Source organism: Gelidibacter japonicus (assembly GCF_010725055.1).
GTDB classification, from domain to species: Bacteria; Bacteroidota; Bacteroidia; order Flavobacteriales; family Flavobacteriaceae; genus Gelidibacter; species Gelidibacter japonicus.
This window is the reverse complement of record NZ_BJKB01000003.1, coordinates 29,972-55,725: the sequence shown is the minus strand read 5'-3', so window position 1 is coordinate 55,725 and position 25,754 is coordinate 29,972. Positions and strand designations below refer to the sequence as shown.

At 39.9% G+C, this 25,754-nt stretch carries 9 protein-coding genes; 2 read left to right on the top strand and 7 right to left on the bottom strand.

Annotated elements, in window-relative coordinates; all coding sequences use genetic code 11:
• Positions 1 to 22 precede the first annotated feature (22 nt).
• The 3 genes from G6N06_RS04160 to G6N06_RS04150 form a co-directional block, all read right to left on the bottom strand.
• Complete coding sequence (locus G6N06_RS04160) at positions 23 to 1,558, bottom strand: RagB/SusD family nutrient uptake outer membrane protein (protein ID WP_163514811.1); 1,536 nt, start codon at positions 1,556 to 1,558, stop codon at positions 23 to 25.
• Between the two features lie 15 nt (positions 1,559 to 1,573).
• Positions 1,574 to 4,594, bottom strand: a complete 3,021-nt coding sequence (locus G6N06_RS04155) for a SusC/RagA family TonB-linked outer membrane protein (RefSeq protein ID WP_163514810.1) — start codon at positions 4,592 to 4,594, stop codon at positions 1,574 to 1,576.
• Between the two features lie 223 nt (positions 4,595 to 4,817).
• The gene (locus G6N06_RS04150) at positions 4,818 to 7,634 is read right to left on the bottom strand and encodes a helix-turn-helix and ligand-binding sensor domain-containing protein (RefSeq protein WP_240337968.1); all 2,817 of its coding nucleotides are present in this window, start codon (positions 7,632 to 7,634) and stop codon (positions 4,818 to 4,820) included.
• Between the two features lie 439 nt (positions 7,635 to 8,073).
• Between G6N06_RS04150 and G6N06_RS04145 the strand changes: the two genes are divergently transcribed.
• Positions 8,074 to 9,708 carry a helix-turn-helix transcriptional regulator gene (locus G6N06_RS04145; protein WP_163514809.1) on the top strand — a complete coding sequence of 545 codons (1,635 nt, stop codon included), beginning with the start codon at positions 8,074 to 8,076 and terminating at the stop codon, positions 9,706 to 9,708.
• A 195-nt stretch (positions 9,709 to 9,903) separates the two neighbouring features.
• Positions 9,904 to 10,422 carry a hypothetical protein gene (locus tag G6N06_RS04140; RefSeq protein ID WP_163514808.1) on the top strand — a complete coding sequence of 173 codons (519 nt, stop codon included), beginning with the start codon at positions 9,904 to 9,906 and terminating at the stop codon, positions 10,420 to 10,422.
• A 117-nt stretch (positions 10,423 to 10,539) separates the two neighbouring features.
• Here G6N06_RS04140 and G6N06_RS04135 read toward each other — a convergent pair whose 3' ends face one another.
• From G6N06_RS04135 to G6N06_RS04120, 4 genes are all read right to left on the bottom strand, one after another.
• On the bottom strand, positions 10,540 to 11,520 hold the full coding sequence (locus G6N06_RS04135) for a PorP/SprF family type IX secretion system membrane protein (RefSeq protein ID WP_163514807.1): 981 nt from the start codon (positions 11,518 to 11,520) through the stop codon (positions 10,540 to 10,542).
• A gap of 42 nt (positions 11,521 to 11,562) precedes the next feature.
• Complete coding sequence (locus tag G6N06_RS04130; RefSeq protein ID WP_163514806.1) at positions 11,563 to 21,366, bottom strand: T9SS type B sorting domain-containing protein; 9,804 nt, start codon at positions 21,364 to 21,366, stop codon at positions 11,563 to 11,565.
• A gap of 71 nt (positions 21,367 to 21,437) precedes the next feature.
• Positions 21,438 to 24,218 carry a PorP/SprF family type IX secretion system membrane protein gene (locus G6N06_RS04125; RefSeq protein WP_240337967.1) on the bottom strand — a complete coding sequence of 927 codons (2,781 nt, stop codon included), beginning with the start codon at positions 24,216 to 24,218 and terminating at the stop codon, positions 21,438 to 21,440.
• A 1-nt stretch (position 24,219) separates the two neighbouring features.
• Entirely contained in the window at positions 24,220 to 25,683 is a 1,464-nt protein-coding gene (locus tag G6N06_RS04120) for a T9SS type B sorting domain-containing protein (protein WP_163514805.1), read from the bottom strand.
• Between the last annotated feature and the right edge of the window lie 71 nt (positions 25,684 to 25,754).

Genomic DNA, 25,754 nt, shown 5'->3' with positions numbered 1-25,754 from the left:
ATAATTTAAAAGTGAATTATTTTTATTGAACACCCAATGGCAGCAAGTCCACTTGCGCCTGAGGATAAGGAAGTAATGCCTTATCTTCGGTAAATGTTCTACCATCATAGCTCAATTCGGCATAATTTTTCAATCTGATCAAATCGAAATAGCGAATGCCCCACTCCATTGCCAACTCGGCAAATTTCTCATCCATTACATCTGCATGGGTCACGCCTGTTAAGTCTCCAAGGCCGGCTCTGTTTCTTACCAAATTAACCGCTTGGTCTGCCGTCATTCCGCTAGCATTGGCTCCTTTTGTCAAGGCTTCCGCATACATCAATAGAATTTCAGCATAGCGAATAACAATAAAGTTCTTACCTGAACCATAGCTGTTACGGCCATCGGTGAGCTGCTTGGATGGCAAATAGTGTTTTCCACTGGAAAATTTTGCCCTGTTAAAATCGTTGATAACATCACCATCAGGCGTAGTGTTTGAAATCCATGACGGTAAGGTAGCATAAGCAGGATCTGTTTTAATTTCTGCAATCCCTCTATCGGTAAACAACACGCTTGTTTGCAAACGTACCGTTTCATTTCTGTCCAACATAAACTTGATAAATTTGAAACTCGGCTCATAAAATCCCCATCCTGAGCTTGCTCCTGTCCTTGCCGGAGTCCAATTTTGAGGCCCAAATGGTGCGTAAAGATGGTTATTGACTGAACCTGTTGCCGAACCATAATCAGAATATTGAAACTCAAATAAATTTTCATTGCTCAACTCACCAGGCATTTTAAATAACTGATAGAAATCATTGAACAACATGAATTTATTAGAATTGATTATGGTACTTGTAGCATTCGCCACCTCTTGATAATTTTCGAGTTCCAAATTGGCTAAAGCTTTTACAGCCAGAGCCGTGTATTTGGTGACACCGCCAGGTACATCGGTACGTTGGTTTGGTCTCATATCAGGTAGGTACGGCAGGGCCTCATCCATCAGATCAGACACATACTTCATGACCTCTGCTTTTGTTGCAACACCGTTCGCCAAGTCATCAGTAACATCAGACTGGGTAATAATAAATACGCTGCCCCATACACGAGACATTTGAAGATGGGTCCATCCACTCAACACTTTAGTTTCTGCCATATATTGATCGGCTTTGGCATAGGCACTCTCTGGAGCAAAGTCCTTATAGGTTTGAATGGTTTCCCTGGCGTTGTTAATATCTAAGATATCACTGTACATATTGGTCCATAGCGAATTATACATCCAATACCCCTTATCATAATTGAACAAATCTGTTTCCGCAAAGGGTTGTTGATCTCCCAGACCTCCAGCGTTGACATCATCTCCTCTTACCCCTATCAACAGTGGGTCTTCCCAACCTCTTGAATATATTTGGGCATAGGCACCAATCAACGGCATAATCATATCACTGGTTTTGGTATAATCTAAATCGCCAGTTCCCAGCTGGCCATCTTGTTCTTTGAGTTTGTCTTCACAGGATGTAAAGCACAAACCTGCAACTAGCACATAGACTAGTGGGTTTAATAGTTGTTTGAAATTCTTCATATCGTGCATTTTTTTTTAGATTTTTATATTGATTCCCATCGTGTAAACTGCTGGGACAGGATAGGTCTGTCTATCAACACCATCTTGTACTTCTGGATCAAATCCATTATACTTAAAGAACGTAAACGGTCGTTCCGCAGTAAAGGTCAATCGCGTTTCAGGCATCCTTTTTCCTAATAAGGAACCAGGTTTTACCGTGTATGACAATTGAATATTTTGAATCCTGAAATAGGAACCATCTTCAATAAAATAAGTACTTAATTTTTGATTCCAGCTCTTTCTTAAACCTGCTGAGGATGGGTAGGAATTGGAAGTTCCTTCGCCATGCCAACGGTTGATCGCCAAATCAGCATCCATATTGGTATCACTTGTAAAAATGACTTCACCTCGTTTGCGGTTTAAGATTTTGTTTCCAGACTGTCCTGAAACATTTACAGAGAAATCAAAGTTTTTATAACTAATTCCAAGGTTACCTCCATACATAAAGTTTGGCAAATAGGAACCTAATATGACACGGTCATCAGCATCCAACACACCATCTCCATTGACATCACGGTATCTCAAATCGCCTGGCACCAAGTTGTTGGCCATAGCAATGGGATCATTTTGGATCTCGGCTGCATTTTGGTACACCCCAAGAACTTCATAGCCAAAAAACGCACGAATAGGGTCTCCAACTCGGGTGCGTTGACGGAACTCGGCAGAGCCGCCATCAATATATTCTTGATTTTCAGCGAGTGATATGACTTCATTTTTGAGTGTTGAAATATTGGCCCCAATATTAAATCTCCAATTATCATTAAGAGTTTGGTTATAATCCAAGCTCACCTCCAAGCCTTGGTTTCTAATTTCTCCTGCATTTTTTCTAACAATTTCATTTGATATCGGCTGGATTACTGGAATTACGGCATTGTCCGTTGTCCGTATAAAATAATCTGCTTCCAAGGTCAATCGGCTATTGAACATTCTGGCAGAAATACCAAAATCCTTTTCTTCGGTTACCTCCCATTCTAAATTGGAAAAGTTGCTGGTTGAGACGATACCACTCACAGGTTGATCGCCAATATCTGTTTGGACGATGCTTACCGTTCTAGTACCAGAACTTCTACCAAGACTTCCATTTCCTAGCTTACCATAACTGGCTCTCAATTTCAAAAAATTAATGACATTATTGTCTTTCAAGAAATTTTCCTCAGAAATAACCCATCCCAATCCGAATGCTGGAGTGTATAACCAATTATTTGCGGTAAACTTTGAATCGCCTTCCGCTCTAATGGTTGCGTTGATTAAGTAACGGTCCATAAAACTATATTCCGCTCTACCAAAATAAGACACACCATATACACGTCCGCCGTTATCTCTTACGTTGCCATTAAACGACTCAGGGTCGGCAAAATCCAAATACCAAGAGCTTTCAAAATCAATACCTGTGATATCTTCACCGGTAGCCGAAAGATTATGAACCGCTTCATCACGATAAGAGGTACCGCCCAATACCGTAATATTATGATCTCCAAAGACATCCTTATAAGTGATTACATTATCCCAAATTTGATTGGAGTAAGTGGCCTGCGCTTTTCTAATAGAAGAGGTTTCTCTTTGTGAATTTTGAGAAATGAAATATGGCATCCTAACATTGCGTTCCTCAATAGAAGAATAGTCATGATAATAAGATGTTTTAATCGACAATTTTTCAGGTACAATATAATATTCAGCATAAATATTGGTCAATAATTTTCTGATCTTCAACTGGTTTTCATTGAATCTCATTGTCGGGAACGGGTTTTGCGAACCTCTATAACCAATTTTTGTGGCATCAGAATATGCCACTGGTGTTGCTTCTGTATTTAAAGGATCGTAAACTGGAAGGGTTGGTACCGCAAAATAGGCCTGAAACCATGCGCCATTCTCGGCATTATATTTAGTGGCATTACTAAACACCATATTGGTTCCCATTTTAAATCGTTCAGATAATTTGATATCCACATTTGACCGGATGTTAAAACGCTCATACTCATTTTTCATATCCATAATACCATCTTGCGAAAAATAGTTGGCCCCCAATGAATAGGTCGCATTTTCACCGCCGCCATTCACACCAATACTGTGACTGGAAATGGTTGCCGGACGTAAAATCTCTTTGTACCAATCGGTATTGACATCTGGTAGGTTTGGATTGATCCTGCTTCTTCCATAGCGTTGAATGGCATTCTGGATATTTGCAATATCGGTTGAAGAGCCCGACTCATAAGCCATAGTGGCAAATTGCTCGGTGTTTGCCATTTTTACAACATTTTGGGCAAATTGATAGCCTGAATATCCGTTATACACAAATTCTGGTTTTTTCTCAAACTTGCCAGACTTCGTTTGTATAATAATGACTCCTCCCGCTGCTTTTTGTCCGAAAATTGCAGACGATGACGCATCTTTCAAAACAGAAACAGACTCGATATCACTGGTATTCAAGAAGTCAATATTGTCATAAAACATTCCATTGACCACATACAGCGGATTATTGCTTCCATCAAAAGTTCCAACCCCACGCAATCTTACTTTTGGAGAATCTCCTGGAGAGCCCACACCGACCACTTGAACCCCAGCTACCTTGCCCTGAAGCGATTGCATGACGTTGCTCGTAGGAGTTCTTTCAATATCTTCCGCCTGAACGGTTGTGATCGCTCCTGTTAAATCTGCCTTTCTCTGTGAACCATAACCTACAACTACAATTTCACCTAAAGCTTCAATGTCGGCTTCTAAGCTGATATTAAGTGTGGTCTGATTGGCAATGGTCACCGTAACCGTTTTAAAGCCCAATGATGAAAATTCTACAATTTCACCTCTATTGACTTTCAACGAGTAGTTCCCATCAAAGTCGGTACTTGTTCCTCTGGACGTCCCTTTAATCAAGACATTGACCCCTGGAACAGGAAAACCGTCTTCTGCACTCGTTACCGTTCCTGTGACAGTTAATTCCTGGGCCTGGGAAACGGAATAACTGAAAAGAAAAAATAAGAATAAAATTAGTCTTGCTTTCATATAAATAAATTTTATTGTGTTAGTTAATCGAAATATATAATGAATTTAAAGCGTTTCCATAAATTCATTTACACTTTAAGTACGTCAACGTTAAAAAAACCTTAAATTTCAATAATGACGTAGCCTTAAGTTACTAAAAAATGACCGAAAACGTTTGCGAAATCGGATTTTGACGTAGTAATGACGTATAAAAAATTGTGAAAAGGCTTGAATTGAAGTTGTATTATTTGAAATTAAGCAAGTAATCTGTTAAAGATTGATCGGAATCCAAACCTAATTTGCCTCTTAATCGATATCTTTGAGTCTCTACGCCTCTTAAGGAGATATTTAATAATGGCGCAATCTCTTTTGTGGATAAATTCATTTTGATGTAGGCGCAAATCCTTAAATCCTTTGCGGTCAATTTGGGATGTTTGCTCTTTAAGTCTTTAAAAAACTCTTCATGCACCTGATTGAAATTGTATTCAAAAACTTTCCATTCATCTTTATGGCTGATAGAGGAGTCTATTTTTTTGATGATATTCTTGTAGGAGAAATAGTTATCAAAAGAGTTCTTATGCAACAGAATTTCTCTTTTGAGCTCTAAAAGCGTTTCGTTTTTTTTCACCAAGGCCATCGCAGTATTGGCAAGTTGTTTACTCTTTAATTTAACTTCGTTTTGTAAGGACTCATTTTTAAGTTCAACGATACGTCTCTCATTTTCAATTGTTTTTTCTTTTAAAATGATTTTTTGTTCTGCTTCAAATTTGAGCTGCAACAATCGTTGTTCTTTTTTTATTTTTTTGCGATGGAGAATGTAGAACAAGATGAGTGTTGACACTAATAACGCTGCAAATAATAGATATCCTTGTGCTGACCTGTACCATGGTGGCAATACCTTAACCTTTAGACTGCGAGGCGTTGATGTGTTCCCTAATTGGTTGGCCGTTCTAAAAAGAAATTCATAATCGCCATAACTGATATTGGAAAACTCCAATTTATCATTTTCCATTTTATACCAATGCATGGTATCCTGAGAGGCTATGGCGTATTCAAAAAAATGATCTTTGGATTTTGGCGAAGTCAATGCCACCGTGAAAGCCTGAAACCTATTGGGAAGTTCGACGGTCTTAACCGTATCTATGGCTATAGGCTGTTTGTTGATGAGTATATTTTCAAAATTTGGTTGGTATAACTCAACTGAGTCTGGGCTTAGCGTATTGTCAAACAACATAAATCCATTATTCAAGCTCAAAGCGAATAGAGAATCTTTAAGTTTAGAAATGTTCTCATAACCTAATATAAGCCGTGTCTCAAAATACTTATTACTTAGTGATGATTTTACACCATTATCCGGAAAGGTTTTAAAGTTGATTTTATTTTTATTTTTAACGGCCAATGTCGCGATGTCATCTTCAGAAATGATATAGGAACTCTTCCCGAAATTCCGGTTCAATAAAGGATACGGAACAATGGAATCCAATAGCGGTTCATATTTTTGCCAACCTTCGTTGGTTTTGATGCAGATATCATTTTTTAACGCATTGACCCGCACGTTATAAGGTGACCATAAGCCTTTATCTTCATAATTGCGAAGCTCAACAATACTCTCATAGGCACTGTCAAACCTCACTTTATAAAGGCCTTTGTAGGCATGGGCCACCCATGCGGTGTATGCATCTTCAAACACTAGAAAACGAATGGGCATGGTTGTTTTTCCTAAATGTCTTACCGTCCATCCCGTAGGTTCCTTTTTGAACCTGACCAGTCCGGCGTAGGTACCCTGAATATAGGTGTTTGGTGTTCCCAATACTTTTTCTATTACCCAACCTCCGGTATGTGGAGAAATAAGTTGAAGCTGGTTCTCCTTTACAAGGTAAGTGCCATTATTATGTCCGCACAAAAGATCGCCTTCAATCTCATTCAAATCCCAAACCTGGCCCTGTGAGCCATCAATAAATTGTAGGGCGTTGTCTGCATCCAAATAATATAGTCCTGTATTGCTGCCTATATAAACGGTGTTGTTATATTTTATGACATCGTAAACCGCACCCAAATTTCCAGAAACATCATTATAAAACAAATATGGACTTCTTAAGTTAGCCGATGCCAAACCATTGTCAAGTCCTAACCATAGTTGGTCATCATCATCTACAAATTGAGACAGTACCGTATTATTGATAAGACCATTTTCCTTATGGATATGAAATAGGAGATTCCCATTGGGATCTGTAATATATACACCATTTTTAATGGTTCCAAAAATCATATTTCCGTTTTGCATCTCAGAAAACTCATTGAGTTGCTGTTCTTTTAAAATCGGGTTTATTTCAGATTTAAAAGGACTTAAGATACCGTTATTATATTTAAAGATGCCTCGTAATGAGGTAGCGATCAAAAGTTCATCGTTAGTTTTGGTAATCGTAATTATTTTGGCATCTATTAATTCCTTACGATCGATAAAAGAGATTAATTGGTCATTTTTTAATGTGAAGATACCGTTGGATAAGGTTGAAATATATAAGTCTCCATCTATAACAGAGCAAGAAAGAACAGTTGAAGGTGGTTCAATTTTTTTTATCTGGTCATTTTGGTAAATATATATATTTAAGAAGGATCTGAAGATGACGGCATCCCCCATACTGATGATCTGCCAAAATTCTTCATTCAAAATTCCTTCTGGCTTCAAGCTATCCGTCAAAGAGGTGTAATTTAGTTGGCCAAATTTATTGCGTTCCCAATACCCAAATTCCTCATACGAGCCAATATAAATTCTTTTACCTACCGCATGGACGGAGCGCAAAGTGGTCTTATTGGGAAGCATGCTCAATGTCCATTTTAACCCATCAAATTCCAATAAACCCTTGCTATTGGCAACATAAAGTCGACCATCTTCAGCTTTAGAAATACCCCAGTTCTGATTTCCGGCATTGTATTGCGAGAGATCATAATTTTGAAAATATGGCGCATACTGGGCCACTAGCCTATTTTGAAACAATAAGCAACAAAGAAGTGCCATGCACATCTGTAGGCGCAATAGTATTGGTCTGTTTGATTTCATCGCTATAAAAATATCAATTATAGTTTAAAGAAAACTAAATGTATTGAAATTGTATAAGGAGACCGTTGGTTTAATAAGAATTCCAATTAGAGAATACAACCATGCCGTAAGGATACATTCCTTCTATTTATATTCATTTAATGGCCAATGGATACTGCCCAAGTTCAAATTGAAGATGGTGACCAACATATTCATCAAATAAACAGACTGCTCTGATTATTAGAAGGTTATTTCAAATTAAATTCATAAAATAAATTTACAATGACCCAATATTCATTATATTTATATGGTTCATACAACAAAGTACCAATCCTCAGTTTTGAAGACCTTCCATCTTTTATCTGTTATTATTTTTTTGTGCAGTCACATCTTCGTCGTCGCTCAAGAGCACATTACCAGTGTTAGTGCTTTTGAAAAATATCAGCAACTGAGTGCGAACATGGCAAAGTCATTTCCCGAAGATGAGATGAAAACCTACCGACGTACTTCTTTTACCGAACAGCAATTGGAAGCTTACCTCTCGCAGCATTTGCAACGTATGGACCTGTTGCCCTTTATAAAAGGCAAACCTGCATTTGTTATTGATGCCTATTTACATTCTGGCAATTGGTTTCGTGACATTGGTTTAATAAAAGAATCCATTAATTCTTATAAAGATTTTTTCAGGTATTATGATGTCCATCAACATGAATTAAGTCAAAGACAAGTCAATGATTACGTGTCCATGGTAAGTTATGCCCATAGCAATTTGGCCGATAATTATGCGCAATTGAATTATATTGACAGTGCTGCGGCCCAACATGAAAAGAACATTCGTTTTAACGATACACTTTCTATTATTTCATATCCTTCTGCAGTAAACAATTATGGATTATTTTATTATTTGACTAAAAGAGATCTTGACTCCGCACTGCTTCATTTTAAAAGGGCATTTGCCATTACCCAAGAAGCATTTCCTCATCATTCACTCCTAGCCAGCATACGTGATAATATTGCAGATGTATATACGGAGCAAGGCAGACGTACTGAGGCTCAATCTTTGTATGCGATGAATTTCGAATTCTATAAAACAGGAATTATAGAAATAACGGGGTCGAGGGACCTTCCAAGGCTCATCAGCGCAGGGTGTCAATTAGTGCAGACCCATCTTGATTTGGGAAAATTAGAGACGGCACAACAGGTGTTCGCACAACTTGATTCCATAGTTATGGATACTAAGGATAATAAGGAACTGATGCCAGAGTCAAAACTGGAATACCTTTCGGTGAAAGAGAACCTATACAGAGCGCAAAACGATATTCCCAAAGCCTACTCTACTTTAAGGTATAAAGCGTTCTTTTCTGATAGTCTGTCAAAGGTTGCGAGACATCAGGATAGACAATGGCGTGAAGAACTCAATGCCATTACTGTAGATCGAGTAGCGCTCAAATCTGAACTTGACCGTTTGGAAAAAGAAAACAAAATTAAGAGTCAAAAGGCCACCTTGTGGATTATTTCGCTGATATCTCTATCATTTATCATACTCTTGTTACTCCTTTTATTAGGTCGTAGACAGCATCTGATAAATGTTAAAAACAAGAAATTATTGGCGGAACACCAACTGGAAAACACGAGATTAAAGGTGGATCAACTTAATTCAGAAATTCAATCAAAACAACGTGATCTATCGGATTTCGCCCTTAATTTATTGCAAAATCAACAATGGGCGGAAATGTTGGCAACCAAGATTAAGCAGTTGAAATCTGGAAATTCCAAAGACACAGCCATGATTTTAGAGCAATTGGAGCTCGATATACAAAACAAGATCCAATTTGACACTGATTCTCAAGTGTTTTATGAACGGTTAGATAAGCTTAATGATGCCTTTTATAAACATTTGATGGGTTTATTCCCGAATTTAAGTAAAAACGAAATCCGATTGTGTTCTCTTATCAGGTTAAAAATGGAAAGCCACAATATTGCCACCCTTCAAAATATTACACTTGCCTCCTTAAATACAAGCCGTTATAGAATGCGAAAAAAAATGAAATTAGCGGATGATGTCCATCTCGATGATTTTATTCAGCAGTTATAATAAAACCACCTCCCGCTACCGTAAATTCTTGAGTTGTCTATTAATTGTCTATGGCTTGTCCATCAGGTGTCTATTTAGAAATCAGCATTTTAACAAAAGCATAGCGTAAATTTATGGAAGATTTTAATAATGATTATTCCCTTATAAATACGATAGCAAAAACATCTTATTTTAATCATTTTAAATTTAACCCTCATGAAAACAATTCTCGCTACCATCCTATTTATAGGATATGCACAAGTAACGTATTCCCAAGTTGACATTGCCTACGCCGAAAACACCAACCTGACCAATAGAAAAGGTCTTGAAAGAAAATTCAATCTCCCATCATCCATTTCCTCGAATGAAGCACTGTTTTTAGCAGAAAAATCAATGCAGTTACAATTACAGGTTCTTAATTATGACATTAAGAGCTCAAAGGTTTATTCACCCGAGGCAAACACGACCTACACCGTGAATTTTACTGAAGGTATCAATCATATTGACGCTATTTATGCTAAAGATGGTAGTTTTATCCAATCAGAAGGCGTTTTTGAAAACGTTCCCATACCTTACCGTATCGGTTATGAATTGGCTAAGAAATATCCAGGGTGGGAGTTTCATAAATCATGGTGTTTCAGCTCTTTTAAGGCTGGCCAAACCTCTGAAATAATCTATAAGATCCAACTTAAGAAGGACAACAAAACAAAGGTTGTAAAAATTGATTTAAATTAAAAAGGTGTAAATATTTCCCCAGCAGTTAAAAACCTCAATAGTTTGCATCTATTGAGGTTTTTTTTGTTGGTTGGTATAAAGTTTTTTTAGAATCTATCTTAATATTTAATTTATTTCTTAGTGGATGGGACTCATCGTACATGGACAATTACTAATGCCCTGCAAGAAATCCAATCCGATGGTCACCATATGCGTCCCCGAGTTATAACCTGCCATTGCGTTGGTGGTGATCTGATAGGAATAGGCAAAATAAAACTTGTTCTTCATTAGTCCTACCATTGGTCCGATATTTAATGGCTTAAACAATTGATCATTGAGGAAGCGATAAGATACCCCCGCCCAATAATAATCGCCTGAATCATTTCTTCCGGTATATTTTCGGTATTTAAAGTTGACATCGGTACTGGAACGTTTGTCACTACTGAACATTTGGTAATATACAGAAGGTTCAAACTCCACACTTTTATCGTTCTTGCTCGGTATCACAATTCCTGTGTAAATTTGATAATTTAAGAGCAAACTTGGTTCAATACCTGTAAAATCGTCAATATCCTTTTTCAGGATATTATTGGCATTAAAACTGAAATAATAGCCTTTATTCCTGTATAGCACACCAGCGTCAAAATTGTTGTTGGTGGTTGCTCGGTCATCTGTGACATAAGGATCGATAACTGGCGTTTCATAATTGGGTTGGAAATTCTCAATATCAATTCTAAAACTATTGATGTTATAGGAAACCCCGAAAGACAGATATTGCTTTGAATAATAATCGATGATCAAATGGTGCGCAAAAGAAAACTTGGCACCTTTTTGTCTGGTGTTCCCGTTTTTGTCATTGTATAAGGACACCCCAACTCCTGAACGGTCAGAAATCCTGAAGTCTGCATATAATGATTGATTATCAGGCGCACCTTTAATACCCACCCACTGGGTCAAACCATTGGCCCTGATCCGGAAATTATCGCCAATACCCGCGTAGGTTGGAGAAATCACAAAATCATTATCGGCCAAATATTGGGTAAAAACAGGTAGATTCAACTCTTGGCCATAGCCATAAGTCATCACTAATAAGATCGTATATAATATAATTTTTTTCATCTGAATAGCTTTATTTTTAAACCTCATCTTCATTAGTTCTTATTACCTGTATAGTGTAAAGTGTCCTACAAAATCACGATCATCTTTTCCGTCATTCAATTTAACGAGGTACCAATAATCACCCGTAGGAAGTTCTCTCCCTCTATATTTTCCGTCCCAATACCCTCCTTGACGATAGGATCCTACTTCACGCCCGTAACGATCAAATATCTTGAACTCCAAATTTGGATAGTTGTTGGAACATCCTGGGGCCCAAGTGTCCAAATGATTATCGCCATTAGGGGTGAAATAGTTTGGAATACAGATATCTATATATTCAAAATACCTTGTGGCAGTTGCAACACAGCCACTGCTATCGGTAACAGTCACCGTATAGTTTCCAGATTCGCGTATGATAAAAGTGCTCGTAGCGCCCATATCCTCACCATTCAACGTGAACTGATATCCCTCTGTGCCACCCGAAGCTATGGCTACAATCTGATTCATATCACCATCATTCAATACCAGCGATAATGGTTCAATATGGCCAATGTCAAACAATGCGGTTCTTTGGATACAACCATTCGAATGTCTCACATCAATATAATGTCCTACTCCTGGAACGATATTGTTGAAGACGTTGCTTGATTGGTAAGCTCCTCCATTCAAGGAGAAATCCAAGTCAGACATATCCTGAATACTATCGTCAAAAGTTACGGTCACTCTATTGCCAGGCATATTGTTTTCGCATAGATACTCTATGACGGCAACGGGGTCAATTTTAACCGATTCAGGGAAGGTGATGTTCCATTCAGACTCACAACCCTCACTGTCACGTACAAAGACACTATGGTCTCCTCCTTTCAATCCGGTAAAATCAAACTGTGTTTGGGTGGCCGTCCCTGTGATATAAGGACCATCGTAATCATCCAAGCTTACACTGTAGGGTGCTGTTCCGCCTGTAACTGTAATGCTAAACATGCCATCAGTGTCACCCTCACAAATTTCAGGTATGATTGAAGACGGGATGATACTCACTATTACCGCATCGGGTTCAGTGATGGTCACATTGAGGTTCACATAACAGCCCAATTCATCTTGAACGATGATGTCATAAGTGCCAGGAGCCAAATTCTCAAATACATTTTTGTCGAAGAATTGATTCAATTGTGGAGAAATGGCATATTTTATTATTCCCGTGCCGCCTGTGGCAGTAATTTCAACGGAACCATTGTTGCCTCCAAAACAGCTCACGTTTGCAGTTATAGCAGTGGCGTCAAGTGCTGCCAATGGCTCATTGATTTCAATCATCCGTGAAGTGGTATCACAGTCGCCACTATCCACCTTAACATAATAAGTCCCTGCAACAAGCTCAGTAAAGACGCCTGGTGAATTTTGAACCGCAGAAGGAATTGGATTCCCCGAAGCATTTAATAAGGTGTATACGTAATTACCCAACCCACCTTGAGCAGTGGCCACAATAACTGCCGAATTGTCTCCGGTACAGTTAATAGTGGCATTGGTCAATGATAAATTCAAGATTAAATCCGGAATCGGATCAATCTTAATATCATTGGTTACTGTAGCGGTACATCCATTGGCATCTCTTACATAATATTTGTAAGTGCCGGCAGTCACTGAAATAGTTGTTGAGTTTGTGAAGGTTCCCAATATATTTGTAAAGGTGCTCGTATCACTATACGTATAGAGCCCAGTTCCTCCATTGGCACTCAAAGTTAGCGTAGCTTGTGTGGTACATGTTGGACTTGTAACAGCAACTAAGTTCGCTTCTACAGGAGTTGGTTGTGCAATCACGATGTCTCCTGAACTATAACTACAATTATAACCATCGGTAACGGTGAAATTGTAGGTTCCAGCACCCAATCCGCTAAAAACGGGAGAGGTTTGCGGGCCAGAAGAACTTGGTGTAGGCAACACCGTATTTAAAGTATACGTATAATTACTGCCTTGTCCACCTGTAACATTGGTGATGGTGATGCTCGCATTTTGATCACCAAAACATGGTAATAGTGTTGCACTTGCCGTAAAACTAGCAGCGATTGGCGTTGGGGCAACCAGCGTCACCGTTTCTGTCTCAACACATCCACCAGCATCTCTAACATTAATGATATAAACACCTGCTGATAAGCCGGTAAAAGTTCCGTTTGGAGAATAGGCCACTGTTGCCGCTCCGGTCAATTCATATTCGTAGCTTCCCCATCCACCACTCGCAAGAGCAGTTATGGTGCCTTGATCATCATCACAAGTGACATTGGAAGTTTCGGAAACTTGAAGTAATAAAGGTGTCGCAGGCGATGCAATGGTCACCACATTGGTAATGGTTGCACAGAAAGGAGAGTCTGTTTCTGTAACCACAATGGTATAATTCCCACCGGCTAATCCATTGATGATTTGTGGATTTGTAGCCGTATTTGCATTTGTTGGCGCAATAACTGAAGCACCTGCACTGTCTAAAACCTCATAGGTATAGTTCCCGGAATACCCCGACACATCAATCTCCAAAGCGCCGTTGGTATTTCCATAACAGGTGACCGCCGTTGTAGGTGTTGCCACAACATCAATGACATCAAATGGATCTACAGTAAATACAAGGGTTTCCATATAACATCCTGTAGTAACATCGGTCACTTGGAAGTAATAATCGCCAGGTAATGTGATATTAAAGGTATTTGAAGCCTGAGGTGTTCCATCCGGAAGCATTTGGTATAGGAAATTACCTGAACCTCCAGTAACGTCAATTCTCACCGAGCCTGTTTCATTACAATCAATAGCATCGACAATAGCGACAGACACAGCGGTTAATTCAGGCAAAGGATTGATTGTCACGGTATTTGTTGCTTCACATCCGTTGGCATCCTTTACAAAAACATTGATGGTTTGTACAATTCCCGTATCGATGATTTCGAAGGTATTTGTAGTAAAGTAATTAGTACCGTCAATACTATAAACATAATCGGTAGTGCCTCCAACCGCAGTAATGGTCAGTGTTGAAACACTTTTGGAATTGTCCAAGGCACAGGCAAAATCGGTAGCAACACCGGAAACCGTCAATTCAGTAGGTTCGGTAATCGTAACATCTACTGTTGACGAACACCCTCTTCCTGAAGTGACTTCAACCGTATATGTCCCTGCTGAAAGTCCTGTAAACACCTTTGAGTTTTGAGCTGGCACCGTAGATGGTCCTGCTATTATGGCATAAGTATATACTGGATTGTCATTGCTTGCTGGAAGGTTGACCGTAATGGTCCCGTCAGCTCCACCAAAGCAAGATACAGGGGTTGGATCTGCAGTAAATGCTACTGGGGTTGCGGCCTCTAAAGTTGCTGAAACATCAGTAGTACATAACGTATTGGTATCTGTTACCGTAATCGTATAAGTCCCAAAAGGCACTCCGGAGAATACGTTTCCGGTCAACACTATCGAGCCTGCATTCGGACTGATGGCATAGCTATAGCTACCAGATCCACCTATTGCAGTGACCGTAATCACACCATCATCATTTGCACAGGTTGGCTGTGCAGTGATGGCTGGAGTGATGCCGATAGGAGGCTCAATTGTAATCGTATCCAAGTTTCCACAACCATTGGCATCTCTAACCTCCACGGTATAAGTACCTGACGTTAAATTTGTAATGGTAAATGGTGCAGTTCTTGTTTGGAAGGCCCCGCCATTAATACTAAAACTATAAGGCGCAATTCCAGCCGTTGGTAAAGAAACCTCGATTTCAAAACTACCTTCTGCAGTAGTACATTGGTTGGTTAGATTGAGCGCTACAAGAGGTGCTGGATCTTGTGGTAAAACGACCACGGGGCTTGAGACAATACACCCATAAGCATCCATGACATGAACAAAATAGCTGCCAGCATCTCTGTTGAAGGTATTGGCTGAGGCCCAAGCTGGATCTGTCGCCAATGGCGCAGTAGCTGAGGTCGTCAATTGATAGGTATAAGGTGCAGTACCATCGCGACCAACAGCGCTGATCAATCCTGAATTGGCGTTACAATTTGCATTTTGGTCAACTGAAGTCGTCAAGCTTAATGGAATTGCAGATTCCGTGATATTAAAAGGCACGGTAACCACACTACATCCCGTATTTGGACCTGAAGTTTCTGAAATCAATACATAGTAATTTCCGAATGGTAACGGGCCTAAATTTGTGACACTTAAAGAACCATTAGCTGGCACACTTCCAGAACCATTAATTCCAGTTGAAGTAAGCGATAGGGAATCAAATATTTCATAATTGACGTTAGTTGCTACACCGTAAGGGCTATCTATAGTGAATGACACATTCCCATCTGCACTTCCAGTACACGTGATATTATTCACGGTATCTGGAGTTGCCGTTAGGTTAGAGTTCGTTGGAATAGGCTGTGAAGCTATTTCATAATGACTACACCCTGTGGACACATCATAAACAATAAAGGTATAAGTAACACCAGGAGTTAAATTGGTAAATGTTGTCGATTTAGACCCCATAGCATCTTCAGGGATCCATGATCCTCCCGGTGCAGTACCCGTCGCTGGATAGGTGCTAAAATAGAATGGTCCAGCACTGGCCAAAGCAGTTCCCACGCTCACAATTGCTTCTCCTCCATTAATACAATCTACCGATGGTTGAATGGTAATTTGCAAATCATCTGGTGGTGATGCAACCAGTACATCTTGTATTAGAATTGAACAACCGTTAGCGTCAATGACATTAATTTGATACAGACCAAAATCAACAACATCAAACGTATGGGAAGTTGAACCGTCAGTATTTAATTCAGACGCATTATAACCATTGGTTCCGGTCACAAAATAGTTGTAAGGCGGCGTACCACCTGTGACGCCGTCTATTATGACCGACCCTTTTGATATACCACCAACAGGATCACATGTTATAGGTTCGGCGTGATGATCTACCAAAATAGCATCTGGCTGTGCAATTACAACAGTCTCAGTAGCTGTACATGATTTGGCATCTGTAACAGTTACGGTATAGGCTCCAGCAGCCAATCCAGAGGTCTGGGCGCCATAGTTGGTACCAGTAGTATCATTATGGACATTGATCACAAAAGGAGGTGTTCCCACGGATGTATCTATTGTCACCGTAATTGAGCCGTTATCATCACCAAAACACAGGATATCCTGTGCCTGTACCACCGCACTAATCGCTGGTGGCGAAAGTGGATCGATTGTAGTAATGCCAGATTCTACTGTACATCCCTGGGCATCAGTCACTCTAAATTGGTAAGTTCCTGAATTGGCGGTGGTATATACAAATGGTGAACCTGTGGTCCCTAAAGTTGCAAAAGCTCCTCCATTAATAGACACTTCATGGGTAAACGGCGCATAACCTCCTGTGATGGTTCCGGTTATGACGGCATCAGGAGATGAAGTACAGTCTAAATCCTTTGTAAATACAGTGCTCAATGATAATTGAGGCTCTACAAGCTCTGCAGGCAAAGTCAAGTCGCAGCCATACGCATCTCTTACCACAATCACATAAGACCCTGGAACAAGATTCGTAAAACTATTGCTCTTTTGAAATGCACTTCCATTGATACTATATTCAAATGGAGCTTGACCTGCGGTTGTGGTCACTTCAATAGTGGCACCCGTGCCAGCAGCATAACAAAAGTCAGAGGCACTGCTTATGGTGGCTACAATTGCATCAGGTGTAGACAATACAAACGTATCGGTCACGGTACAGTCCTTAGAGTCAGTAACGCTAACCGTATAAGTTCCATCTTGAGTTAAATTGGAGAACGTATTATTTGCCTGAGCCGGTAAAACCGTGCCGTTAGGCAATGTTAAACTGTAGGTATTTCCGCCCCAACCACCAGATGCATTAATTCTGACGCTACCATCTTGTAAACAAGTGATTGGTTCGATTTCTGTGGTCATTGTCAATGCTGATGCTGAGCTATTAATCCTCACCGAAGCAGTAGCAGTACAATTAGTTGTAGTATCTGTCACCACAATAGCATAGGTTCCTGCAGCCAATCCTGTTAAAACAATTGGCGAAGTACCTGAAGTTGCAGCACCTCCATTGATTGTGTAAGTAAAATTCGTAGTTCCTGATACCGTAAATCGTGCTGAGCCATCATCGGCACCAAAACACGTCACATCACTTATAGGTTGTGCCACGACTTGGATTGCCGGTAATGGTGCAATTGTATAAGATTCACTATAGGTACAGTTATTGGCATCTCTTACCTGGAAGGTATAAGTGCCCGGTGCCAATCCCGCAAATGTTGGCGAACTTTGGTATGATGTTGCAGCAGTTGCTGGCGCGATAATTTGATACTCCAAAGCGCCAGTTCCTCCGGTTGTTCCAGTAATGCTAACATCGGAAGTGTTACTCGGACAGGTTAAAGACGTATTGTCAAAGGTTAAATTCGTTGGTGGATTTAACGCTTCAATAGTAATGCTATTGGTCGCAAAAGTACATTCCAATGCATCTTTAACGGTGATGGTATACGTACCAGCCGTTAAATTAGAAAACGTAGGTGATGCTTGGAAATTGACCCCATCAATACTGTATTGATGTGGTGCTACGCCTCCACTAACCCCAGAAACCGTAATGGTACCGTAGGTATCACAAGTAAATGGCGCCGCTAAAGTTGCAACACCTTCCATAGCCACGGTAGGATTTATGATCACTGTTTCCGGATCGGTCCAACAGGAAGCAGTTCCAATCATGTATTCAACCACCACCTCATAAGAGCCTGCTGTAAGTCCTGAAAACGCACTTGAATTCACAAAAGTTTCACCGCCATCAATACTATATTTTAAAGTCGTTCCGTGAGCATTGGTAACATTGATATTAATTGTTCCAGAATTAGGGTCAGCACACAAAATATCAGTTGATGCAACCGTAAATTCCGGTGCTGGTGTCTCTTCAATCTGAATGGTTGTTTCAGTGCTACAGTTGTTGGCATCAACCACCCTAATGGTATAGGTGCCAGGGGCCGTTACAATGATTTCTGATTCAGATTGGAATTCAGTAGAGCCATTTACAAAATAGTAATAAGGTGGAGTTCCTCCATTTGGATACACCGTGATAATACCTCCTCTCACTTCTGCTCCAATGTCACCATCACTATCGCCATCACCTTCCTTTCCATCATCTCCGTCGCCATCATCTGGATAATCGCAAGCCAATAAAGGTCTTGTTATGGCGGAGGTAGCGGTCAATAACTCTGGATTAACGATTTCAAAATCAACAGTTTCACTACAGCCATCTTCGGTTGAAATGGTTGCTGTATACGTTCCCGGATTTAAATTGTTAAAGGAATAATCGCTTTCCATAATAGGCCCCACCTCATTGATGAGAGTTGCTCCTTGTGAAAGAGAATAAAAATATTGAGCACGTGCATCATTAGCGGCCAACTTGACGCTCCCTTTATCATCATGACAGAGCGGCTGTGTAACAACGGCCGTTCCTGTAAAATTACGTTCTCTTATTTGGATGTCCGGTACTGAAAAAATACATGGACTTGAATCGAAACCAATTTGTCTAACATATACACTATAAACGCCCGGTGTAGCAACTGAAAACAAATTACTGGTTTGATAATTTGAACCGTCAATACTGTATTCGTAACCATTTGGCACGCCACCTACGACAATTTCGCCCGGTATGTCACATATAATATCTTTTGACGTTGCCGTTGGAATTAGAATGTTCGAGTACACATTAAAATAATATTGACTGAAACATCCTCCTTCATAATTTAAGGTGATCCGATATTGCCCGGCTAGATTAATATTATAATTAGGACCTATAGCCACCTGATTCCACGTACATGAACTATCCTCATTGGCACAGTCTTCTAATGGCACAGCGGAACAGCTGGTCTCATCCAACTTTTCCCATATAATTGACGATGTATCCGTAATATTGGTTTCAATGTTACGGATATCATTGGCGCCACATAAAAAGAAATTTGGCAATTGTTTACCATCGTTTGGACAAGTTACTACTTCATCAGCAAACGGAATCAGCGGATTGACGTCATTTTCACCATAGGTAACTACAACAAATCTTTGGTCAATGGACTGACAAGGCGCCGAAGCTGTATTATGAACATAATAAGTGCCTGTAGTTGTAACGGTTATCGATTGTGTGGTCCCGATTACCGGTGAACCCGTAGGGCTTGTTGACCATCTATAAGAGTCATATCCACTACCCGCTGTTAGCGTGACACTTGAACCACATAAAATGACTTCCTCTTCAAAATCACATGTAATATCTGCCAAAAAGTTAGTGGCTCCAGGCGTTAATAAACAACCTGTATTTGAGCTAAAACTTGGATCATCCGTAATGATGAAATTCGGATTGTCCGTACCATTATATGTCGAATATGCTTGATTGCTAATAATATTAGAACAGGCGTCATTAAGAAGACTACAGGTTTTTACTACGGTCACTTTAAACCGAATTTCTTGTACTGGATCATTTATTTCAACTACGGAATTGTCAACTGCAAATATGATTTCTCTCGTAGCAGGATTATAGCTTTGAACGCTGACCCCTGTAGGAAGCAAGCCCATATCTTCCGGATAGTTAAAAACAATGTTTTGCGGAAGAACATCCCTAATAATCAAATTGGTGGCATCATCATTCCCCACGTTCTGGAAACCAATGACATAATTCAATTCATCGCCCAGATTGACTAACTGACCTCCGATGTCATTACCTGCGGCGTCCTCAACAATTTTGGTAAGAACTATTTTGGGGGCAATGATCTCAATGGCAAAAGCACTGAAGTAGAAATAATAAATATCTACGTTGGTTCCTAACTTAATAGTAGCTGAAGTATCGCCATTTGCAATCACTTTATTATCAGCATTAGGAATACTGATAATCCCGGCATCAAAACCTAATGTATTGGAACTGGCGGGATTTCTATCCGTAAAAGGCATGGGTGAATTCGTAATGGGATCAATGATGGAGACCGAACTGTTAAAAAAGTTATTGGCTGGTCGTATGGTCGTTCCACCTGCGGTAGTGGCACTGATTCGTGTGCCATTAATCTCTAAATAGTCACCTGTCCATGATTTATCTCCTTCCAAAGCACTAAATGCATACTTTGCGCGCACAGGGCCTACTGGTATCGTTCGGAACCCAACGATATCAAAACTTTGCTCTCTGTCTGCAACGGGACCAGTATTATTGATTTTTGTAAACCCATCAAAAGAAGTGATGTATTTACTTGGCAACAATGGATCCTCATAAATGACAAAAAGAGACCATCCAGCAGACAAACCTTCTGTGTTGCGTCCGTCAGTCATCATGGCAGAAGTTGCCGAAGATATATTGGCAACCGTATAGGTCCCGTCTGCGTCGCTTAATCCTGATATAATGTCCGTTACATCTCTATAATACACATAGGCATTGGAATTTCTATTATTTGAAGAGTTTTGATAATAAATCTGCGTTCCAGTGAGGTCAATATAACTACCGCTTTCTGGGGTCCTAAATTTAATATCTGACATTGGGGTGTCTCCCTTCACAACGGCCGTCCAATATAAAGCAGCGTAAACCACTTGATAACAATTGGTTTCACTCGGCACATTCAAATCGGCACTGCTAGAGTTAAATGTACTGCTGTCACTATCAATGTCAACATATACCATTCTATCCCTATGAGTACTACTCTCATTATTTGTGCTTCCATTATAAGGATTTGTCCGGTGAACACTTAGATTATTATTCCCGATTAAAAGCATGTCGCCTTTAATCGCTTCATCATATCTTGGCACGAACGGAACATAATTCTGCGCAATGGATTCCAGACCCATAAACAGCAGCAGTGCAATTAAGGCAATTCTAGAAAAAGTAGGTTTTTTCATGATTTTGGTAGATTTATGTGTTTCGCTTTCTCCAAGGGGCATTGTCAAAAGCGAATGGGCGTTTAGTTATTTTAGTTTTCTATTTTAATAATTGACATTTTACCGTTATAAGGTTGGCTTCCTTTAGCTTTCATTGCTTCAGTAGCTGCTTCAATACTATCTAGTTTTTTATAGTAGATAAAATACCTACTTGTATTTACATCATAAAAGAAATCGATATCAGACCGTCCAGCAGATATAGCCTTGGCTAAAAACTCATCTCTTTTTGCTGCATCATTATGAACAGCGATTACAACATAATAGCCACTTTCAACATTCTTGACATTTTTAATAATTTGGATATTACTTCCTTGTTCTTCACCAAAATTAAAATCTTCCGCTTTTAAAGGAGTTGGGCTGAACGGCGTATTTTGCTTTATCCATTTTAGCGCTGCTCTATCTTGTTCATATCTATCTTCTTCATTGTTAAACGCAGCTCGTTTGATTCTTCGTTTTCTCTCAAACTCTGTAGCTTCATTGATTTCTTTTAAGTTTGTCATCAATTGTGTTCTAGTTTGGATTGCCTTAGCCTGTGCTGCTTTTAAGGTTTCGATGGTCTTTTTATAATACAAAATAACCTCGTCATTCTTGAGAGTCGGTATTTTTAAACGCTCTTCGTATAAACGCTCCAATTCTTTAATCCGTTCGTTATTGGTTTTTATGATATTATCCAAATCTACGTGAACGGCCTGAAGAGCATTGTTTTCTTCGGTGATACTCTTAAATGCCTTTGGAGCACTGTAAATACCTTGCTCACTCAAGTCGTTTTCCTCTTTCAAATCCTTCAAGTCCTGATCTTTACTAGCGACCATCTCATCAAATTTTGCCAACAGCTCATCTTGAGTGTTTTTTGAAGCATCAGTTAAATCAGCGAGCGATTTCATCGAAATACCAATAGCATCTTTTGGATCTATTATCGCTTCCTGAATGAGTTCTTTTTCAGACATGGCATCATTTTCTGCTTCAATCTTGGCTAATGCTTCAGCTTCTTGTTCAGCCTTTTTATCGGAAGCCAGCTTTGCAGCTTTTTCTGCTTCAATTTTTGCTTTTGCTTCCAATGCCAATTGGGCCTCAGCCTCTTGTTTGGCTTTGGCAGCAGCAGCCAATTGGGCCGCGGCTTCGGCATCAGCTTTAGCTTTGGTCTCTGCGGCCAACCTGGCTTCAGCATCAGCTTTTGCTTTGGCTTCTGCAGCTAATTTGGCTTCGGCTTCTGCTTTGGCTCTGTTTTGAGCGGCCAATCTTTCTTTCGCTTCCTGGTCTGCCTTGGCTTTTGCTTCTGCAGCCAATTTAGCCTGTGCTTCTAATCTGGCCTTTTCTTCAGCTTTTGATTTTTCCTGAGCTGCCAACGCCGCTTTTGCTTCTGCAGCACGTTTGGCAATAGCGTCACTTTCAGCCTTAGCTTTGTTTTGAGCTTCCAATTGCGCTTGAGCTTCAATGGCCTTCTTCGCCCGGATTTCGTTTGCCGCTATGTCCTCTGTTTCTGATTTCAGATTAGACTCTGTTTCAATTTTAGCCACTACAGCAAGCTCTTGCTCTGGTTTGGCTTTATTTTCGGAGGCGATTTTTGCTTCGGATTTACGTGTCTCCTCCGCTTTAGCCTCCGCCGCTAATTTAGCTCGCGTTTGAGCCTTTTCTTTGGCTCTTTCTTTTATTTCTTCCCTTCTGGCCGCCGATTCTGCCAATAATTGAGCCCTTGTTTCAGCATCCATTCTTGGCTTGCTTGATGCCAAGACACGTTTATTATCAGAATTGAAAAGTGCGGACATCTCATCTTCGGCACTGTAATCATAATACGAGTTATTGTTAAGCTTAAATGCCAAAGTAATTTCATGTGAAGGTCCGAAATGAGTCAGGTCGCCAACGGCCTTTTCAAAATTATATTCAATGGCAATTTGTTTTGTAATATTAAGTCCAATACCAGCAGATGCACCGTAGAGGGTGTTGTAACCTACCTGACCCCAAATTCCTTTGGGCACCGTTAACATGGCAATTCCTGAAATTGTGGTGTTGTCCGTTCCAAATTCAGACCTTAGCAATCCTGAGAATTTGGACTCATCAAAAAATCCTCCACTATAGATGTAACCTGTGTACATGATATGTGCTTGAAGGGTTTGGCGTGGATCGTCTTTAAGAAGTTCTGACGATTGTACATTATAAAGGACCAGATTGTTAATTGAAACACCAAAATCCATGAATTCGGTTCCATAATTAATGCCTGGATTCACAGTTAGCAAGAGATGTGACGGAACATTGTCCAAAGAAGGGTCCGAAAAATTTGTGACTACTTTACCTGTGTTCAGTCCGCTTTTATATACCCCTAAATTTAACCCGAAAGTTAAATTGCTATCGCGCTTCAATCTTGCGTTATATGCAAAGTTCAAGATGCCGCCAAAAGTTGTAAGTACACCATAATTTTGTTGAAACAGCCCCACTCCTGCACCAATATTCTCTGCAAAACGGCCAGAATAACCAGCCAAATAGGTTTGTGGTGCATCATCAAACTGAACCCATTCCCTCTTGTTATAAAGGCTGATGTATTTGTTCTGTTCCCTAACAAAGCTAAAAGTTGGGTTCATGGTAAAGCGATTGAACGTTAGCGAATTTCTCACAGGAATCGCAAGCGATACCACGCCATCTTCTTCTTGGGAATAGAACATCTGTACAGAAAAGAAACTACATAATACGGTCAATAGAACGGCCTTAATTTGGCTATATCCAACATCTATTTTAATGCACGCATGTTTAATGCACCCATGGAACATTCCCGAGAGACCTTGTCTTGTCCGATTGATATTTAGGAATGTCTTTTTCATACTATTTAACAACTGTAATGGAACCTTTTTTGGTTTTTTGATCTTGAGTGGTTATGATATAATAAAACACTTGGTTGATACTGTTTAAATTCAATGATGTTTCAGGCCAATTGTTCAAATACTCTTTAGTCTGCAACACTACTTTACCTTGATTTGTCATAATGATCACTTCCGTATTGGTACCACTCACATATTTTGTGGGAATGACCCAGGTGTCATTGATACCGTCTCCGTTGGGGCTGATCAGATTTGGAATATGTTCTACGTCCGGAAATGGATCCATGGCTTCACTAACTGAAAACTTAAATTCTTCAGAAACCTTACAACCTAAAGTCTGGGCAACAATGACCTTATAATCACCAAAAGAAGTGGCCTCATAAAAATTATCCTGAGCACCAGAAATAATCACATCATTGAGATACCATTCAAATTTCGGATTGTTCGCATTGGTGGATACCGTTGCCAATAAACTTTCACCTGATTCTATAATATTGACCTCATCCACATCTATTGTGCTTTCAAAACCTGTGCTTTCCAAATCTATTGATCCTGATGCCGTACAACTTCCCAAATCCACTTTTACCGAAAAAGTTCCAGATTCATTCGTTTGGTACATTTGATTGGTGGCCCCTGTTATTGGAGTTTCATCCTTAAACCATTGGTAACTAACGCCACCAAGTGTGCTCAGAGTGGTCATACCTTCGGCAGGACAAAATGGATTTCCCAGACTAGAAACTATGGCAGCATCAGCCTGACCTGAAGTGGCCTCGCTTATCTTTACACGGTTTGAAAAAGAACTCGAAGTACAAGTTCCATAATTTGTTTTTACAAAATAGGTGCCTGGTTGGTTTACCGATAGCGTGTTCCCATCACCCACATAAACTGAAGTTGTTGGACTTGTTTCCTTGTACCATTTATAAGTAAGTGACGGATAGTTTAGCGGTGAATCGTTAGACCCAGTTCCAGGATTATCAATGGACAACAAATAACTCCCACCGGTACAATAAGCGCCAGTAGAAACCATGTTGTTGATAGTAAATGGGCTGTCTTGAAGTTTATAATAGGCAGCAAAGGCTATAGAACTTGAGCTGCTAGCTACAGGCCCAGTACTTTTTATTCTAAGTCTGTACCCTTCACCAGCTGATGTTTCTGGTATCGCAAAGTTTAACGTAGCAGGAGAAGTGGTTACTGCTCCTGGCTCTGAAGTAAAGACCACTGTGGCATTTGAAAAATTCCCCGTGGCGTCAGACATTTCGACTATAAACCGATTGGTCGGACTGAGTTCTGATTCTGGAGAAAATACAAAAGTGACATTGTAGGTATTAAAAGAAGCGCTCGCACAAGCTCGGCTGTACCCTAAATTAGGAGTACCAATAACAATCTGGGCGTTTATTTGTCCCGATAACAGAAAGACAAAAATACCAAGTACAAAAAAACATCTTTTTAGAGTAGTAGTTTTACGCATTCAGGGTGTATTAGTAATTATCTATTTAACTTTTCTTAATCGCTCTTTGCAGAAAGAATGCCTACTAAAAC